The sequence below is a fragment of the Corynebacterium sp. HMSC076C10 genome (assembly GCF_001812455.1).
Lineage (GTDB): Bacteria > Actinomycetota > Actinomycetes > Mycobacteriales > Mycobacteriaceae > Corynebacterium > Corynebacterium jeikeium_D.
The window spans coordinates 1-18,141 of sequence record NZ_KV809142.1 but is presented as its reverse complement, the minus strand read 5'-3'; the positions used below and the strand labels follow the sequence as shown (position 1 = coordinate 18,141).

Below are 18,141 nucleotides of genomic sequence, written 5' to 3'. Positions count from 1 at the left end.
ACCGCGCAGAGAACGCAGCGTTTGATCCTAGTCAGTGAAGAATCTTCATACGGTGATATCCCCAGTAACGCTGCGCTGATTAGGGGATTTCAGTTAGTGGCGTGGGCTCTGCTCGCGAACTAGGTCTGCAAATCTGTTGATGTAGTCGCGAACAAAGTCCTCAGTGCTTGACGACGTGAATTCTCCTTGTTCGTCAATGAGTGTTGGCGATTGTCCCAGGAAGACCTCTGGCTGACCGAGCATCGGCATGTCGAAGTACGACAGCGCGAGTCGCAAGTTCTTCTGAGAGCTATAACCTCCCATACGGCCGACGGAGTGGCTGATAATTCCCGCGGGCAGGTTCTTCCATGCCACATCACCGTTGGGCTTAGATCCGATGTCAACGGCATTCTTCAGAGCTGCAGGAATTGTGCGGTTGTTTTCTGGGGTGACAAATAGGATGCCATCGCTGGCTTTAATGGTTTCCCGGAAACTGGTGTATTCCGCGGGAGTCGCAATATCGGACACTGCGGGGTCGTCGTAGTCGAAGTTGTAGAGAGGGAGGTCACGAATCTCGACGATGTCGACTTTGAAGTCATCGGGGAAGTACGTGGCTGCCTTGAGTGCAATCTTTCGTGCATAGGAGGCTCGACGCAAGCTTCCTACCAGGATAGAAATCTGTGCAGTCATGCGAATGTTCCTTTCTTAGGATGTATGGGGAAAGACGCGGGTTTAGAAATCCCAGTCTTCGTCTGCGGTGTCTTCGGCTTTTCCGATGACATATGCGGAGCCGGAACCGGAGAAAAAGTCGTGGTTTTCATCTGATCCCGGGGTGAGGGCGGCGAGAATCTCGGGTTTGAAAGCGGTCTCATCATGGTTAAACCGCTGCGGATATCCCAAGTTCATAAGCGCTTTGTTGGCGTTGTATCGAATGAAGTTGGCAACGTCGTCGTAAAGCCCGAGTGGCTCGTATAGAGCTTCGGAGTACCTCAGTTCGAGCTGGTATAGCTCGTCGAGAAGCTCGAAGACGAAAGCCTTCATCTGCGTTTGCGTGGTGGCGTCGTAGGTTTCTACGCCGCGCTGGAATTTGTAGCCGGAGTAATAGCCGTGCACAGCTTTGTCACGCAGGATCAGGCGCACCATGTCGGCGGTGTTGGTCAGGATGCCTCGTGATGCGAAGTGCAGCGGGAGGTAGAAACCGGCGTAAAGCGAGAAAGACGAAAGAAGCGTTGCTGCCGCCTTTCGCTTGAGTGGAACGGCACCGTAATAGTGTTTGAGCACAGCTTTTGAACGTGCCTGCAGGATGTCATTGCCGACTGCCCATTGGTAGGCAGCGTCGATGTCAGGGGTATTGGACAGCGTTGAAAAAACTGAAGAATAGGACTTTGCATGCACTGCTTGCATGAAAGCGATGTTGGTATAGACCGCCTCTTCATGTTCAGTGCGGGCATCTTGAATTTGGGAAATCTCTCCGACAGACGCCTGCACTGTGTCGAGCATGGTCAGTCCTGTGAAGACCTTCATAGTCAGCTCGCGTTCTAGATCGGTGAGACGCCGCCAGTCTGCAAGGTCATTGGACAGCGGGACTTTCTCAGGCAGCCAAAAATTTGCTGTTAGGCGATTCCACACTTCGAGATCTTTGTCATCTTGCACTCGGTTCCAGTTGATTGGCCGAAGGCGTGCAGATGGGTCTTTCCGAAAAGACGGTGGCGTAGTTGAATAGCTGTAGATGTTCAAGAAGTAGCACTCCTCCAGAATTTTTCCAGGCCCTCTCGGACGTTCTCCACATCGTGGTCTGTCCCCAGTAGCTCGTAGTGATACAGCTCCGGGACCTGGCATTTTGCAGAAATGATGGCTCCGGCTATGCAAAAGTCGGTGCCGAAATTTGTGTTGCCCGAGGTGATGACACCGCGGATGAAACTCCTGTTGGTTTCGTCGTTGAGAAAAGCGATGACTTGCTTAGGCACCGCGCGGCGCCGACATCCGCCGCCATAAGTCGGTGTGATCAGGACAAATGGGCTGCGAACGCGAATCATTCCGTCTTTTCGCGGATGTAAAGGGATGCGTGCTGCGGGTTGAGCAAGCTTTTGGACGAACCGGTGAGTGTTTTCAGAGGCACTGGAGAAGTACACGATTCTGGGTGACTCCTCCAGTGGGAGTTCCGTGAAAGTCAGCGGCGTCTTCGAGGATGAAGACACTCAATTACCTCCTGTGTTCAATGGGTTGAACAATAACGTACAGGAGTGAACGTGGTGTCAACAAGGTGCTGCTTACGTAAGACTGAACGTGCTTAGTAATGCAATTGAGAAGTAAAGCCGCGGCTCTGTATTAACGGCAGAAAAATCCAGCAGTTGATTTTCAAGGCGAGAAAGATAGCGGGGCTGGCAGCGGGGGTGTCTCCCCAACGAGGGGAGGTAGATTCCAGAGGCCTCTCAGCGGAGCCAAACAGGGCAAACAAAAAGGCCGCGCTTTGGAATGAACCAGTCAACGAGATGACTGGGTTTCCAAAGTGCGGCCTTTTCTACAGCGCTTAGCATCAATGCGTTATGGAATAACTACAGATGCATAGCGAAATCCACTACTTCAGTGGGCGAACACTTCCGGTGAAGTGCGGACGCTTCTTCTTGCGGTCCCATGCGACGATTTTGACTGCGCGGCCAATGTTGGAGCTGCCATCAGTCAGATCGTGTGCGGCACCCGCGCCGTCACCGGTGTGGGTGAGGGCGACATTGATCGTGGTCGGCAGAACGACTGGTGCCCCGAAGGAAATCTGGAACTCGTACGACTGACCCGGCAGAACCTGTGCCTCAGCCAGCGCGCGGGAGGCGGTGTACATGCCGTGTGCAATCGCTGCTGGCATGCCCAGAGCCTTCGCGGAGACAGAGGTGATGTGAATCGGGTTCCAGTCACCGGAAACCTTGGCCCACTTGCGGCCGGTGTTGCCAGCCAGCTTCCACTGAGCGGTGGGGAAGGGAACCTTGAACTGCTCGCGTTTGATGGTCTCGGCGCCGGACTTGATGGCCTCACGCTGTGCCTGGACCTCTTCGAAGCCCTCGGCATCCTTCAGGCGAACGCCCTTGGCCAGATACACCGACTGCTCCTCGACCAAGGTGGCGCCGGATGTGGACGATGTAACAGTTGACTCCAGAACAACCTCAGTGCCCGAGCGGTGAGCGCGGAATGCGGCAACCTTCACCGCGATATCAACTTTGCCACCGAGTGTGACAGGCGAGATTTCGCGGTAGGTGTTCTCGGTGTGGACCAGGCCCATCATCGGCAGCGGGAAATCATCCGCAGCCATTAGCTCCATCTGGATGGGCATGATTAGGGCGTGGATGTGGCCGAAGAAAGCCTGTTCAGACTTCGGGGCGCCAACGACGTCGCGGAAGTCCTGGTCACGGTCGGCATCGACAGTGACGCCCTTGACCACTAGTTCATCGACCTTGATTTCGGTGGAGTTCGGGCGCTTCTTCGCCGAACCAGCAGCTGCCTTGGCGTAGAGCGGAACCAGATTGGGAATGGCATCCAGGGTCTTAGCCATAAGTTTTCCTCTTTCCTCCTTATCGGGAGCCTATGCGGAAGCCGCGACTTCGCTTAGGCGCCGACGATGTTCTGACCGCAGACGCGCAGGACGTGACCATTGACGCCGAGAGCGCGGTCGGAGACCAGGAAGGCGATTGCCTGGGCGACATCGCCCGGCTGGCCACCCTGCTGCAGCGAGTTCACGCGTCGAGCAACCTGGCGGTTGACGAACGGAATAGCAGCGGTCATGTCGGTCTCGATGAAGCCCGGAGCAACAGCGTTGATGTTGCCGCCGCGCTTAGCGAACTCCTCAGCGTAAGCCTCGACCATTGCGATAACGCCGGCCTTAGAGGTGGCGTAGTTGGTCTGACCGCGGTTACCTGCGATACCGGAGGTGGAAGCCATGGTGGCAATACGCGGAGCCTTCTCGAAGGCCTTGTGGTTCAGCAGCTGCTCGTTCATCTTCAGCTGAGACTCGATGTTGACGGCGATGACCGAGCCCCACTTGGCGTCGTCCATGTTGGCGAACATCTTGTCGCGGGTGATGCCTGCATTGTGGATGACGATGTCCAGGCGGCCGTAGCGGGCTACAGCGGCATCGGCAATGGCGTTGCCGGCGTCGTCGGCAGTGATGTCCTGCTGCAGAGCCAGGCCACCGAGCTCGTTGGCAACCTTGGACAGAGCCTCGCCAGCCTGCGGAACGTCGATGACGATGACCTCTGCACCGTCAGCCTTGAGCTGGCGAGCGATAGCGGCACCGATACCACGGGCGGAACCGGTGACAGCGGCAACCTTGCCAGCCAGCGGCTTATCCCAGTCGGCCGGGATCTCACCAGCGTCGGAGGTGACGCGGAGGAACTGGCCGTCGATGAAGGCGGAGCGGCCGGAGAGGAAGAAGTGCAGGGAGGAAATCACGGATGGCGCGGTGACCGAGACCCCCGGAGCAACGAGGATGCCGTTAGCGGTGGAGCCGCCACGAACCTCGTGGCCGAGGGAGCGAATCAGGCCCTCGATACCACCGGCGACAGCGTTCTCAGCGATCTCGGCCGGGGTTGCGTTGTGGTGAGCATCCTTGGCGCGGGAGACGGTGACGATGCGGCCACCCTTGTCCAGCTTGCGCATGTGCTTTGCAGCAGCGAGCACTGGCCCCTGCAGCTCTGCCGGGCGCTTAGCCTCGGTGGCGACGAGGACAATGGCACCAATCTTGTCGTCAGCGGCGTTGCCGCGACGGACCTGCAGACCCCACTCAGCCAGCTGAGCTGCAACTGCGTCTGCATCTGCACCCTCGCCGGTGACGAGCACCTTGTCGTTGTTCAGCAGCGGACCGCCCGGCTTGTGGCGGCGCAGGAACGGTGGCTGCGGCAGGCCAGCGGCCTTTGCCAGTCCAGTGAGCGGACCACCGTTGACGAGTTCCTGGTACTTATCGGTCATGGAAAATTCTCCTTGAAAGTAAAAGTGTCTTTATCGGTGGTGCGCTTTTAGACGCGAGCCTCGAGAACTGCGACAACACCCTGGCCGCCTGCAGCACAAACGGAGATCAGGCCGCGAGTGGTCTTGCCGGTCTCGTCTGCCTTCTGGCGAAGCATCTTGGCGAGGGCTGCCACAATGCGGCCGCCGGTAGCGGCGAATGGGTGGCCGGCTGCCAGGGAAGAGCCCTTGACGTTGAGCTTCTCGCGCGGGATGGAGCCCAGCGGGCCTTCCAGTCCGAGCTTGGTGCGGCAGAACTCCTCGTCCTCCCATGCCTTCATGGTGGACAGGACAGTGCCGGCGAAGGCCTCGTGGATCTCGAAGAAGTCGAAGTCATCGAAGGTCCAGCCGTTGCGGGCCAGCAGGCGCGGGGTGGCGTAAGCCGGAGCCATCAGCAGGCCCTCGTCGCCATGGACGAAGTCAACTGCGGCTGCCTCGGAATCGACGACGTCGGCAAGCACCGGTAGACCGCGCTCAGCGGCCCACTCCGGGGTGGAGACGAGGACGGCGGAGGCGCCGTCGGTAAGCGGAGTGGAGTTACCAGCGGTCATGGTCGGCTCTGCTTCCAGGCCGCGGCCGAAGACTGGCTTGAGCTTGGCCAGCTTCTCCGGGGTGGAATCCGGGCGCATGTTGGTATCGCGGGAAACGCCCTTGTACGGGGTGACGAGGTCAGTGAAAAAGCCCTCGTCGTAAGCGTTTGCCATGTTCTGGTGGGAAGCGGCGGCGAGCTCGTCCTGCTCAGCACGGGTAACGCCCCACTTGGCGGTGGTGATTGCCTGGTGCTCACCCATGGACAGGCCAGTACGCGGCTCACCGGTCGACGGGGTGTCCGGAGCCAGGTCGGATGGACGAGCCTTCAGGAAAACCTTTGCCATGTCAAGAGTGGACTTCTGGCGGCTGGCCTCCAGCAGGATCTTGCGCAGACGGTCGTTGACAGCAATCGGAGCGTCGGAGGTGGTGTCCACGCCGCCGGCGATGGCGGAGTCAATCTGGCCCAGCTTGATCATGTTGGAGACAGAGTTGAGGGCTTCCATGCCGGTGGCACATGCCATCTGAATGTCGAAAGCCGGGGTGTCCGGCGCCAGTGCGGAGCCGAGGACACACTCACGGGTGAGGTTAAAGTCACGGGAGTGCTTCAGCACAGCGCCGGCGGAGACTGCGCCGAGGCGCTCGCCGCCGATACCGAAGCGGGCGACGAGACCGTCGATTGCGGCGGTCAGCATGTCCTGGTTCGACTCGTTAGCGTATTCCTTATTAGAACGAGCGAACGGAATGCGGTTACCACCGACGACGACTGCGCGGCGCAGAGAGTTATTGTTGGCCTGAGCTGCCATGTGATTGTTCCCTTCAAAATCCTTGAAGTGTGACGTGAATTACTAAATTTAGACAATACTGGTATCGGTGTTTTCTGTCACGTTTTTAGAAATATTTTTGTCCAGTCATCTACCGAGCGGGGGAGGTGAGGGGTAAACACCGTCGTCCACCTGTGAAAAATTCGATGGGCAGCACTCCGGAATCTCAAAAGTTTTCCCGCTTGACGACGGTAATTGCGTCAATCCCCACTAGTTGGGGTGGCGGCCGGAGGTATCAATAGAGTGCAAAGGCGTATGGGGGTTTAGACTTTATCGCCATGCGACCTGAACTTTCCTCGTATAACCATCTTTCCGCGGGCAAGGTCCGGGAAATCTACGAGATTGACCCTGAGACTCTGCTGCTTGTGGTCAGTGACCGTATTTCTGCCTTCGACCACATTCTGGAGACCCCGATTCCTGACAAGGGTCGAGTGCTCACCGCGATGAGCGTGTTCTTCTTCGATGAGATTGACTTCCCGAACCACATGGCTGGCCCGGCTGACGATGAGCGCATTCCGGAGGAGTGCCTAGGTCGTGCGCTGGTGTGCAAGAAGCTGGACATGCTGCCATTCGAGTGCGTCGCACGTGGCTACCTGACAGGCTCTGGCCTGGTCGAGTACAAGGAAAACGGCACTGTCTGTGGCATTGAGCTGCCAGAGGGCCTCGTCGAGGGCTCCAAGTTGCCAGAACCGATTTTCACCCCGGCCACCAAGGCCGAACTGGGCGAGCACGACGAGAATGTCTCTTTCGACGCCGTTGTGGAGTCCCTGGGGCAGAAGCGCGCCGAAGAGCTGCGCGATGCCACCCTGCGTATCTACACCCAGGCTGCTGAACTGGCTGCTGAGCGCGGCATCATCCTGGCCGACACCAAGTTCGAGTTCGGTCTCGACTCCGACGGCAATCTGGTGCTGGCCGACGAGGTTCTCACCCCGGACTCCTCCCGCTACTGGCCAGCCGACTCCTACCAGGAGGGTTCGGTTAACCCGAGCTTTGACAAGCAGTACGTCCGAAACTGGCTGACCTGCTCCAAGTCCGGCTGGAAGAAGGACGAGGGCACTCCGCCGCCAGCGCTGCCGGGTAGTGTTGTGGAAGCAACTCGCGAGCGGTACGTCGAGGCCTACGAACGACTGTCGGGCCGCCGCTTCTCGGACTGGATTGGAGAACCTGCGTGAGCGAAGTGACCTTGGACTCGGCATCCGTCGGCAAGCCTGCAAAAAAGGATTTGCCCGCACCCCGTGCACAACGGAAGCCGGTGACTCGGTCCTTCCACGGAAGGGACTTCACCGATAACTTCGAGTGGCTCCGCGATAAGGAAAACTCCGAGGTTATCGACTACCTAGAGGCTGAAAATGCCTATACGGAGGCTTTTACCTCCGATGTTGACGGCACCGCGGACGCGATTTTTAAGGAGATCAAGTCGCGTGTGCAGGAGACCGACATGTCGGTCCCAACTCGCCTTAACGGCTGGTGGTACTACTCGCGCACGCAGGAGGGCAAGTCCTACGGGATGAGCTGTCGCGTGCGTGCGGAGGCCGGTGACGGTCTTGCCGCGTGGACGCCGCCGACCATCGCCGACGATGCCCCAGCACCAGGAGAACAGGTCATCCTGGATGCCAACGAGCTGGCCGAAGGCCACGATTTCTTCGCCCTCGGCGCAGCGAGCGTCTCCGCGGACGGCAATCTGCTGGCCTATTCCACCGACGTCACAGGCGACGAACGCTACACGCTGCGCGTAAAGGATCTGCGCACGGGCGAACTGCTTGACGACGAAATTGCGGGCATCGCCGCAGGTGCTACCTGGGTCGGCTCGGAGTGGATCTTCTATCAGAAGGTCGACGAAGCCTGGCGGCCGGATTCCGTGTGGCGTCACCGCGTGGGCACCTCCACCGAGGATGATGTCTGTGTCTTCCATGAGCCCGATGAGGCCTACTGGGTTGGAGTTGGCACGGTACGCAGCGAAAAGTACCTGATTATTGAGAGCTCCTCGAAGATTACTTCCGAGGTTTGGTACCTGGACGCCAGTGACCCGACCGGTGAGTTCACCTGCGTGCGCCCGCGTGAGGCCGGTGTTGAATACGACATCGATCACGCCGTCATTAGCGGCCGGGATATGTGGCTGATTACACACAATATGACTGGTTCGAACTTCGCACTGGCCATGGTGCCGGCGGGGTCTTTCGACAGCATTTCGGATCTCACTGAGCTGGTTCCGCACCGGGATGACGTCCGCGTTGAGGGCGTCGACTGCTTCGCTGGGCACATCGCGTTTGGTTACCGTCGTGGCGGTATTGGCCGTGTGGCGCTGGCGGTATTGGATCAGGATGAGGATGGTGCTGGCTCCGCTGGTGATGCCTCTGATACAAGCCATGCTGCTGCTCCAGTGCCAGCGTCCGCTGTGAACTTCGTCGAGCTCGACTTCGACGAAGAGCTCTACTCTGCAGGCACTACCGGCAATGCTGAATGGGACACCCCGGTGTTGCGCTACGCTTACGGCTCCTTCACCACGCCGTCGCAGCTTTGGCAGATTGATATTGCCTCGGGCAAGCGGGTGCTGCTCAAGGAGCAGAAGATTCGCGGGAAGTTTAATCGCGGTGATTACGTCGCCAAGCGTGAATGGGTGAGTGCAGCCGACGGTGCCCAGATTCCGGTATCGATTATCCACCGCGCGGACCTGGACCTGAGCAAGCCGAATCCGACGCTGCTCTACGGCTACGGTTCCTATGAAGCCTCGATGGATCCTGGCTTTTCCATCGCGCGACTGTCGCTGCTGGATCGTGGGATGATTTTTGTCATTGCACACGTCCGCGGTGGTGGCGAAATGGGCCGCGGCTGGTGGGAGAACGGTCGCGCAACCACGAAGAAGAACACATTCACTGACTTCGTCGCCGTCGCTGACTACCTGCTGGATTCTGGGTGGACCACACGCGAGCAGCTGGTAGCACTCGGCGGTTCGGCGGGCGGCATGCTGATGGGCGTGGTCGCGAACATTGCTGGCGATAGGTTCGCGGGCATTCAGGCCGTGGTCCCGTTTGTCGACTGCCTGACATCCATGCTGATGCCAGAGCTGCCGCTGACCGTGGTGGAGTGGGATGAGTGGGGCGATCCCTACCACGACCCGGAGGTCTACGACTACATGGCCTCCTACGCGCCGTACGAGAACATCTCGGCCGATGCGAAGTACCCGAAGATTCTCGCGATTACTAGTTTGAACGACACCCGCGTGCTCTACGTGGAGCCGGCAAAGTGGATCGCCAAGCTGCGCGAGGTTGTCGGAGGTCAGCCGGGGCAGTTCCTGCTCAAGACCGAGATGTCCGCAGGTCATGGTGGTGTTTCCGGTCGTTACGAACGCTGGCGTCAGACTGCCTTCGAGTACGCCTGGATTGTCCACACTGCTGGTGCGGTGGAGTAACGGCATGGATATGCGCACGCTGCTGGCAGCGCAGGGTTTTGACACCGATTCGCTTTCCGACGATCAGTTGGCCGTCTACCACACCCTTTTTCGGCGGCGGGATGTGCGCCGCGAATTCGCCGGAGAAGTGGTGGACAGGGAGCGATTGATGCGCGTGTTGGCGGCGGCCCACGCCGCCCCATCAGTGGGGCTGTCCCAACCATGGGACTTTCATATCATTCAGAGCCCGGACCGCCTGCGGCAGTTTGCCGACCACGTAGCCGGACGCCGCGCTGAATTCGCGGCCAAGCTCGAAGGCGAGCGGCGTGAGACCTTCAATCCGATTCAGATTGAAGGAATTGTGGACTCGGGAACGGGCATCGTCGTCACCTATGACCCGACCCGTGGCGGCAAGAACATTCTCGGCCGCGACACCGTCGATGACACCGGCCTCATGTCAGTCGCGCTGGCTATTCAGAATTTGTGGCTGGCCGCTACAGCAGAGGGGCTCGGCGTCGGCTGGGTCAGTTTCTACCATGAGGATTTTCTGGCTGACTTTGTCGGTGTCGAGGCGCCCGTGCGCCCGGTGGCTTGGCTGTGCATTGGTCCGGTAACGCACCTGGCAGCGGAGCGTGACTTGGAGAAGTTCGGTTGGCGCAAGGGACTGGCGCTCGATGAGGTTGTGCATTGGGGATAATCCGCGCTGCAGACGCGAATTGATGCCCTGCGATGGCGCTTTTTTGAACTCTTACTTGAAAGGCTTCTGAGTATTCTCCAAGCCTTGTCCTCTCCGTTACCAAAAATTTACATACGCCTGTTTTTGTTGAATCCATGGCAGGCAGTGGGGTGCAAGAACAGATTCGGACGACCGACCAGGTCATTCGTCCAGCGGGCAAAGAGCTCGTAACTGTTGACGGTGGTGTGGTCGGTTCGCCGCTTTTGGTGTCGGTGTCGGGTTTGCGCGATGGCACATTGCTCGATGTCGCTCGTTTCGTGGCAGCGATGGAACAGCGCGGTATTACGCCGTCTCTGCTGGTAGCGCCGCATGCGGGTAAGAACTGGTCGTTGCGGGAAGCTCCGGCGGTGCTGGATTGGCTCCGCCGTCGTAGCGATGACGGCATCGAGATTGTTCTCGCGGGGTTCGATCAGTCGGTTCGAGGCCGAGGCGCGGAATTTGCGTCGTTAAGCGAACATGAAGCGCGCTTGCGCCTGACTGCCGCAACGCGCCAGATGCGTGCGATGGGTTTTGAGACGGATGTCTTTGCACCGCCGAAGTGGACCATGTCGCCAGAGACCATGAACGTGCTGCCGGAGCTGGGCTTCCGTGTTGCAGCGGACCGAAATGGGGTCCGCGACCTGACCACTGGTGCTGTTGATCCAACTCGCGTGCTGGCTATCGGCGAGGGCTTCGGCGGCGCCGGTTGGTGGCGCCGCGCGGTGCGCTCCTCAGTGCAGCGCTCGCTGGAGAAGGGCCGCGCGGTGCGTATCTCCGTTAACGCTTCGAAACTGCGGGAGCACAAGCTGCGCCAGGATGTTGTCGGCATCATTGACCAGGCGGTCGATGGGGGTGCGCAGCCGGTCAACCACTCTTCGGTGCCGCTGGGCCGCGAGTTCTTTGAAGGCATGGAGCAGGTAGGCTAGTCGTCCCCTCTGACGGCTATCGTGGGACTGCCCTAGTGTGGGGTTTATGAGCAATCTCTTCGACATCCCAGTGACCACCATCGACGGCAACGAAGCAACGATGAGCGACTGGGCAGGCCACGTTCTGCTTATCGTCAACACCGCCTCGGAGTGCGGTTTCACGGATCAGTACGACGATCTGCAAGGACTTTTCGACGAACTCGCACCCCGAGGCTTCTTCGTCCTCGGTTTCCCCTGCAACCAGTTCGGCGGGCAAGAGCCCGGCAGTGCCGAGGAAATCAAGCAGTTCTGCCAGCGCGAATTCGGCGTTACCTTCCCGCTCTTCCAAAAGACGGAGGTCAACGGCGCTGGCGCTCACCCACTGTACAAGCTGCTGAAGGAAACCCCGGACGCCGACGGCGAGGCTGGGGACGTGAAGTGGAACTTCGAAAAGTTCGTTATCTCGCCCGAGGGGGAGGTCATCGGCCGTTTCCGCTCCAAGGTCTCGCCTGACGACGACGCTCTGCGCGACCTCATTGAGGAAAATCTGCCTATTTAAACTTGGCTATTTGGTGGCGTCCAGCGGTGCTTGCTCGAAGTAGCCCGTGGCACCGTAGCCCACGATGCCACCTCGGTTGCGCAGGGTCATGCTAGCTAGACCGACCTTGCCAAGCTCATCGCCACCGATGGTGACCCAGTCACCCTGAACCGCGACAACCATGTTGGCGTGCACCCCAAGGCCTGCGGGGTAGCGGTAGAAAATGATGTCACCCACCTGAGGAGAGAAGTCCTTGTCGGTGACGAAAGCATCATGTGCCTTGTAGGCATCCATGAGCTGTTCGACATCCGTAACCAGCCATGGGTTCTCGGTTGCGGCAGCCGAATCCTCGGGCGTATCAAAGACCGGAACACCCGCGGACGCGAGCAGCAATGACAAGAATGGCGCAGTCCAGGAACCGGAGCAGTCGACCGTGTTGCCGAATGCGTCAAGGTTTGGATTCAGTTTCGAAGTCTCGTTCGCAGCCGCAGGTGCAGAACCCGGCCTGGTGGCAGCAGCGGCGGCGACGGCATCTGCATCAGCAGTTGGGTCTGCGTCTGAATTCGGGTGCTCGCCGACCTTGGGGATAACGCTGCGGATGTCGTCATCAGTAGCGCCACACGCCAGGCCGAAGTAAACCTCAGGGGAGGGCTGCTCCTCGTACTGATAGCGCGCAACATCCTTCAGAGCCTGCTGATAGTAAGGGCGGTCTGCCTCGGTGCGGGGGAACGTGCCACCACGCCACGCTAGAACATTGATAGGACCGAAGAGCGTGAACCACCCGGCGAAGAGGAATACCGCCGTCAGTACCAGGATGGACACAGGCGGGATAGCGGCGCGAACACGTTGCAGCATGCTCGGTGAGGATGCGTTCTCCTGGCCGTCGTCAAGCGATGGTGAGGAAGACTCAGACCGTGCTGCGTGAGGCTGCTGTGCGGGCACAGGCGCGGGTGAATCGGTGGTCATATCTTCCCAGGATAGTAGGCGGCGCTGCGGTCGTCCTTGGCGAGTGCGTCTGAGCCGTACGTAATGGCCTAGTCTGCGGCTCCTGCTGCGGAAGAGGGCGTGCAGTTAAACTGTGGTTCATGACTTCACCCGACATGCGTAACGAGGCCGAGCACGACCCTCGTGAGGATCTGCCGAGCTTCCTGCGTGAGCCGGACAAAATAGACAAGCTTCTCTATGCATCGCTGATGCTGGTTGCCGTGTACGGCTTTGCAATCATCCCGTTCCGTGCGGTCTTGCTGCTCAAGTACACGTTCTTGCACACATGGCTGACAGGATCGAATCTGTCGGTGCTGATTCTCGCGTCGGAAAACGAGGACCGGCCGCTCCTCCTCTTCGCTGTTGTAGTGATTGCGGCGCTTTCGACAATCAAGTTCATGCCGTTCTTCTACTGGATGGGCAAGAAGTGGGGCACGGAATTCATCACGATGAGTTTCGGCGGACACCCACCGCGATGGTTTAAGAAGATGGAGAACTTCATCTATGAACGCATCGGGCTGAGTGTGCTGGCATCGTTTGTGCCATTCTCGCCGATTCCGGCCACGATTGTCGTGGCCATCGGTGGTATTGCGAAGGTGCGCGGCTGGGTAGTAGGCGTGTACCTCTTCCTCTGTGCCGCAATGCTCAAGTGCTTCTACCTGTACTTGGGCCTGAAGTTTGGCCCAAGCATCCAGGGCTCCCTGCAGACGATTGACCGGTACGTCACCTACATCACCTTCGCGCTGATTGGCTGGATGTTCCTATCCATCTGGTGGAAAAACAGGAAGCCGGGTAGCCAGGCGGCTTAATCCTGTTCGCGCTCAATCAGCGGCAGCGGGCTGTACTTGTCACGCAATGCCTTCAGTGACAGATCGTGAGCGTGCAGGCGCTTGTCCTCATCCGTCGTCGGCTGGAAGTGCGGTACCGGCTGCGGGTTGAAATCGTCATCAATTGCGACATACGTCATGGTCGAATGCAGTGCCTTGCGCAGGCCGCCGACACCCTTGCGGGGCTCACAGCAGTAGACCTGCACCGACAGGTGCATCGAGGTCGTGCCTGTACGCAGGATGCGTGCGCGCACCTCAACCAGGTCGCCAATGTGGATTGGGCTGTAGAAGCGAATACCACCTGCGTAGACAGAAATGGTCTGGCGCCCTGCCCAGTTGGTGGTAACTGCCGTCGCAGCCTCGTCGATCCACTCCATGGCGGTGCCGCCGTGGACGTTTCCGCCCCAGTTGACATCGGTCGGCTTTGCCAGGAAACGTGTGGTCAGTTCGGGTGCGGAAGAGTCCGCGGAGTAGGTCTGCGCGCGCATGCTGGCTTCGATGTCGCGGCGGAGCTCAAAACGGGAAAGAGCGGCTTTCTCAACGCGCTCTTCTTCCTCTGTTTGCGGCACCCACTTCGGCACCGGAGTCGACTTACCGTTTTCATCCATGGCCACGAAGATCACCAGGCAGTCAGCTGCGCGGGTGAACTTGCCCTCGCGCGGATCAGCCGAGAGCACTTCGTTGACGATGTGCATGGAACTGCGACCGGTATGCGCAATCTTGGAGCGCACCTCGACAATGTGGCCGCTGGGAATCGGGCGAGTGAAGTGAATGTGACCGAAGTACGCAGTCACGCAGTAGCGTCCCGACCAGCCGGTCGCGCAGGCGTAAGCGGCCTTGTCAATCCACTGCAACACACGGCCGCCGTGGACAGAATTGGTTCCGGCCATAATGACATCGGTCGGCGATGCCATAAAACGGAGTACAAGAGATGGTGACGCTGGAGCATGCACCTGTTCAGCTTTTTCAGTTGACTGCGTATCCATATATGAAAGCATAACTCTAGGATGAGGTTATGGTATCCAAAATCTCGCCTTTCGACGTTCGCAGCGCTCTTTCCACCGCCGCACCCTGGGCGGCGCAACGGCTTCTCGGCCGCGAATTGCTATCTGACCAAGAGGCTGCCTCCTTCATCGGGCCGGATGGGGCGCAGGGGTCGTCGTTAAGCCGTGCGAGCCTTGCCAAAGCGGTGCGTCTGTCCGTGCGGATGCTCGCCCAAGAGGCTCCGGGGCATAGCGTCGAGGTGCGCGTGCCGCCCTTCGTCGCGGTCCAGTGCATTGAGGGCCCCAGGCACACGCGCGGTACGCCGCCCAATGTCGTGGAGATGTCGCCGGAGATTTGGCTGGGACTCGCGTGCGGAATGATCACGTTAGAGCAGGTGCAGGCGCACATCGATATGTCGGGCACGCGCGCGGCGGAAATTGGGAATCATCTGCCGGTGGCGCGCATTTCTTAAAGCCCGTGGGGGGATGCTGAATTGGTGCCTAGGCGGGTGGGGCTATTAGTGTGAATGTCGTGGCCGATACCAACATTTCAGGTGCACCAAAGTCCAAACTTTTGCCAATTTCGCCTTACGACGATCTGGGAGAGACATCCCCGCGCGAAGAATGTGGCGTTTTTGGCGTTTGGGCACCTGGCGAAGACGTGTCCAAACTCACCTACTATGGCCTGTTTGCCCTGCAGCATCGCGGCCAGGAAGCCGCCGGTATCGCAGTCGGCGACGGCGACCAAATTCTCGTATTCAAGGACCTGGGCCTTGTTTCCCAGGTTTTTGATGAGCAGACGCTCGACGCTCTGAAGGGGCACGTAGCGGTGGGGCACACGCGCTACACCACCGCCGGCGCTCCTGCGTGGGAGAATGCACAGCCGATGTTCCAGATGGCCTCTGACGGCACGGACATCGCGCTGGGGCACAACGGCAACCTGACCAACCACCTCACGCTGTTCCATGAGGCGGTCGACAAGGGTTTACTGCGTGAAGAGGGCGAGCTGCCCAGTGACTCCGCAATCATGACCACTTTGCTTGCCGACGAAACCGGCAAGATTGACCACCCCGAAGATTACGGCTGCAGCACCAATGTAGAAGCGGCCGCGATGGCACTGCTGCCGCGTTTGAAGGGTGCTTTCTGTCTTACTTTCACCGATGGCGAGACGCTGTACGCCGCGCGTGACCCATACGGTGTGCGCCCGCTGTGCCTGGGGCGCCTGTCCGGTGGCTGGGTAGTCGCATCCGAGACTTGCGCGCTGGATATCGTCGGTGCATCGTTCGTTCGCGAGATCGAGCCAGGCGAGATGGTGACCATTGATGCTTCCGGTGTGCGTTCGCAGCGTTTTGCCGAGACCACCCACGCTGGATGCATTTTTGAGTACGTCTACCTGGCCCGCCCGGACTCCAACATCCGTGGTCGCTCCGTCAACGCGGTGCGTCTTGAGCTGGGCCGCCAGTTGGCACGTGAGTTCCCGGCTGACGGTGACCTGGTGATGCCGGTGCCGGAATCCGGTACCCCGGCCGCTGTTGGCTACGCCCAGGAATCGGGCATCCCGTTTGGTCAGGGGCTGACCAAAAACGGCTACGTGGGGCGTACCTTCATTCAGCCTTCGCAGACGATTCGTCAGTTGGGTATCCGACTGAAGCTGAACCCACTGAAGGAAGTTATCGCCGGTAAGCGCTTGGTCGTGGTCGATGACTCCATCGTCCGCGGCAACACTCAGCGTGCCCTGATTCGCATGCTGCGTGAGGCTGGTGCGAAGGAAGTGCACGTGCGCATCGCCGCACCGCCGGTGAAATGGCCGTGCTTCTACGGCATTGACTTCGCTTCCCCGGGCGAGTTGTTGGCCAACGGTGTCGATGAGAATGACATTGTCGCCGGTATCGCAACCGCGATTGGTGCCGACAGCCTGGGATTTGTCTCTATCGATGGCATGGTCGCCGCTTCCGAGCAGGCAAAGACCGAAGTCTGTTGTGCGTGCTTCGATGGCAAATACCCGCTGGGGCTGCCGGAGGGCAATCCGAATGCGGCAGCGGTGGAAAGGATGCAGGCAGCCCAGGCTGCCAAAGCCGCAACGAGCAATTAGCCTCGAAACCTCCTTAGAATGAACTACGAGAACTGAACCGAGAACGAAGCGCAAGCGGTGCTGTGGATTGCAGCCGTTGCTTTGTTCCCGGTCCGCCAATACTCCCGGATACGGCAGTAACGCCGCCCGGGGGAGAAAGTTTAAAGCGAGAGCCTCTAATGACCGAGAACGTTTCTGGTGCTTCCTACGCTGCAGCCGGTGTCGACATCGAAGCCGGCGACCGCGCCGTTGAACTATTCGCCCCGATTGCCAAGAAGGCCACTCGCCCAGAGGTCCGTGGCGGGCTCGGCGGTTTTGCCGGCCTGTTTGCACTGGGCAACTACGAAAAGCCGCTGCTGGCCGCATCCTCCGATGGTGTGGGGACCAAGTTGGCCGTGGCGCAGGCCGTCGGCAAGCACGACACCATTGGCCTGGACCTGGTCGCCATGGTCGTCGATGACCTGGTTGTGTGCGGCGCCGAGCCGCTGTTCCTGCAGGACTACATTGCAATTGGCAAGGTCGTGCCGGAGCACGTCGCCGAGATCGTTTCCGGCATCGCCGAGGGTTGTGTCCAGGCGGGTTGCGCGCTCCTGGGTGGCGAGACTGCAGAGCACCCGGGTGTGATGGAACCGGGTGAGTACGATGTCTCAGCTACCGGCGTCGGTGTCGTGGAAGAGGACAAGCTTCTCGGCCCGGACCGCGTGCGTGAGGGCGATGTCATTATCGCCATGGAGTCCTCTGGACTTCACTCCAATGGCTACTCGCTGGCTCGCTACGTTCTCCTGGAGAAGGCCGGTCTGGAGCTCGACGGTTATGTCGAGGATTTCGGGCGCACCCTCGGTGAGGAGCTGCTGGAGCCAACCAAGATTTATGCGAAGGATTGCCTGGCTCTCATGAACGAGGCCGAGGTCCGCACTTTCTGCCACGTCACCGGTGGTGGATTGGCTGGCAACATGGTTCGCATCATGCCGGAAGGCCTGACCGCCGACATGAGCCGCGCAACTTGGACCCCGGGTCCGATTTTCAAGACCATTGCTGAGCTCGGCAACGTCTCCCGCGAGGAGATGGAGAAGACCTTCAACATGGGTGTTGGCATGGTTGCGATTGTTTCCGCAGAGGACCGCGATCGTGCCCTGGCTCTGCTGACTGCCCGCCACATCAACGCTTGGGAGCTGGGTACTGTCCGCAAGAGCGAGGCTGGCGAGGACGGGGCTGTTTTGCGCGGCAGCCACCCGCGCTTCTAAGCGTCGGCCGGCCGTCGGTTTACTGCGACGGGCGGCCGGGGACTGGGCCGGCTGGTCTGCCGTGGAGGGCGGCCTACTGATGCGACGGGGCGGTCTAGATTCTGGGTTGCACAACGGAGATCCCAGAAAACCACGGGCTGCAAATGTGAAACTGTATGAGTTTATG

Annotated in this window: 17 protein-coding genes; 9 read left to right on the top strand and 8 right to left on the bottom strand. The window is 59.5% G+C overall.

All coding sequences use genetic code 11. The features are described from left to right. Positions 1–93: 93 nt before the first annotated feature. From HMPREF2857_RS07155 to HMPREF2857_RS07130, 6 genes are all read right to left on the bottom strand, one after another. Positions 94–669 (bottom strand): NADPH-dependent FMN reductase, encoded by a 576-nt coding sequence (locus tag HMPREF2857_RS07155; RefSeq protein ID WP_016421405.1) that lies wholly within the window; start codon positions 667–669, stop codon positions 94–96. A 42-nt stretch (positions 670–711) separates the two neighbouring features. Next, a complete protein-coding gene (nrdF, locus tag HMPREF2857_RS07150; protein ID WP_080969595.1) occupies positions 712–1,716 on the bottom strand; it encodes a class 1b ribonucleoside-diphosphate reductase subunit beta in 1,005 nt (334 codons plus the stop codon). Next, a complete protein-coding gene (gene nrdI, locus HMPREF2857_RS07145) occupies positions 1,713–2,177 on the bottom strand; it encodes a class Ib ribonucleoside-diphosphate reductase assembly flavoprotein NrdI (protein ID WP_083310530.1) in 465 nt (154 codons plus the stop codon). The genes nrdF and nrdI overlap by 4 nt, the downstream gene beginning before the upstream one ends. Positions 2,178–2,557: 380 nt before the next feature. Continuing rightward, positions 2,558–3,520: a MaoC/PaaZ C-terminal domain-containing protein gene (locus HMPREF2857_RS07140; RefSeq protein WP_070601610.1), complete on the bottom strand. Its 963-nt coding sequence runs from the start codon at positions 3,518–3,520 to the stop codon at positions 2,558–2,560. Positions 3,521–3,573: 53 nt separating this feature from the next. Further along, a complete protein-coding gene (locus tag HMPREF2857_RS07135) occupies positions 3,574–4,932 on the bottom strand; it encodes a 3-oxoacyl-ACP reductase (protein ID WP_070643321.1) in 1,359 nt (452 codons plus the stop codon). 47 nt (positions 4,933–4,979) lie between these two features. Then, entirely contained in the window at positions 4,980–6,302 is a 1,323-nt protein-coding gene (locus HMPREF2857_RS07130; protein ID WP_016421400.1) for an acetyl-CoA C-acetyltransferase, read from the bottom strand. 296 nt (positions 6,303–6,598) lie between these two features. On the opposite strand from HMPREF2857_RS07130, the gene HMPREF2857_RS07125 reads away from it, so the two are divergent. From HMPREF2857_RS07125 to HMPREF2857_RS07105, 5 genes are all read left to right on the top strand, one after another. Further along, positions 6,599–7,492, top strand: coding sequence for a phosphoribosylaminoimidazolesuccinocarboxamide synthase (locus HMPREF2857_RS07125; RefSeq protein WP_016421399.1), 894 nt, complete (start codon positions 6,599–6,601; stop codon positions 7,490–7,492). Positions 7,493–7,497: 5 nt separating this feature from the next. Then, complete coding sequence (locus HMPREF2857_RS07120) at positions 7,498–9,729, top strand: S9 family peptidase (RefSeq protein WP_371441570.1); 2,232 nt, start codon at positions 7,498–7,500, stop codon at positions 9,727–9,729. A 4-nt stretch (positions 9,730–9,733) separates the two neighbouring features. Then, a complete protein-coding gene (gene bluB / locus HMPREF2857_RS07115; RefSeq protein WP_070643318.1) occupies positions 9,734–10,405 on the top strand; it encodes a 5,6-dimethylbenzimidazole synthase in 672 nt (223 codons plus the stop codon). A gap of 134 nt (positions 10,406–10,539) precedes the next feature. Further along, the gene (locus HMPREF2857_RS07110) at positions 10,540–11,349 is read left to right on the top strand and encodes a polysaccharide deacetylase family protein (protein ID WP_246819652.1); all 810 of its coding nucleotides are present in this window, start codon (positions 10,540–10,542) and stop codon (positions 11,347–11,349) included. Positions 11,350–11,395: 46 nt separating this feature from the next. Beyond that, entirely contained in the window at positions 11,396–11,887 is a 492-nt protein-coding gene (locus tag HMPREF2857_RS07105; RefSeq protein ID WP_070643316.1) for a glutathione peroxidase, read from the top strand. A gap of 6 nt (positions 11,888–11,893) precedes the next feature. On the opposite strand, the gene HMPREF2857_RS07100 is transcribed toward HMPREF2857_RS07105, so the two are convergent. Beyond that, entirely contained in the window at positions 11,894–12,832 is a 939-nt protein-coding gene (locus HMPREF2857_RS07100; protein ID WP_246819651.1) for a hypothetical protein, read from the bottom strand. Between the two features lie 119 nt (positions 12,833–12,951). Between HMPREF2857_RS07100 and HMPREF2857_RS07095 the strand changes: the two genes are divergently transcribed. After that, the gene (locus tag HMPREF2857_RS07095) at positions 12,952–13,659 is read left to right on the top strand and encodes a hypothetical protein (protein ID WP_070546860.1); all 708 of its coding nucleotides are present in this window, start codon (positions 12,952–12,954) and stop codon (positions 13,657–13,659) included. On the opposite strand, the gene HMPREF2857_RS07090 is transcribed toward HMPREF2857_RS07095, so the two are convergent. Beyond that, a complete protein-coding gene (locus HMPREF2857_RS07090; RefSeq protein ID WP_016421392.1) occupies positions 13,656–14,663 on the bottom strand; it encodes an acyl-CoA thioesterase in 1,008 nt (335 codons plus the stop codon). The genes HMPREF2857_RS07095 and HMPREF2857_RS07090 overlap by 4 nt on opposite strands. Before the next feature lie 29 nt (positions 14,664–14,692). On the opposite strand from HMPREF2857_RS07090, the gene HMPREF2857_RS07085 reads away from it, so the two are divergent. The 3 genes from HMPREF2857_RS07085 (at position 14,693) to purM (ending at position 17,975) form a co-directional block, all read left to right on the top strand. Continuing rightward, positions 14,693–15,133, top strand: coding sequence for a sterol carrier family protein (locus tag HMPREF2857_RS07085; RefSeq protein WP_016421391.1), 441 nt, complete (start codon positions 14,693–14,695; stop codon positions 15,131–15,133). A gap of 50 nt (positions 15,134–15,183) precedes the next feature. Beyond that, positions 15,184–16,752 (top strand): amidophosphoribosyltransferase, encoded by a 1,569-nt coding sequence (gene purF / locus HMPREF2857_RS07080; protein ID WP_016421390.1) that lies wholly within the window; start codon positions 15,184–15,186, stop codon positions 16,750–16,752. 158 nt (positions 16,753–16,910) lie between these two features. Then, positions 16,911–17,975: a phosphoribosylformylglycinamidine cyclo-ligase gene (gene purM / locus HMPREF2857_RS07075; RefSeq protein ID WP_016421389.1), complete on the top strand. Its 1,065-nt coding sequence runs from the start codon at positions 16,911–16,913 to the stop codon at positions 17,973–17,975. Positions 17,976–18,141: the final 166 nt, after the last annotated feature.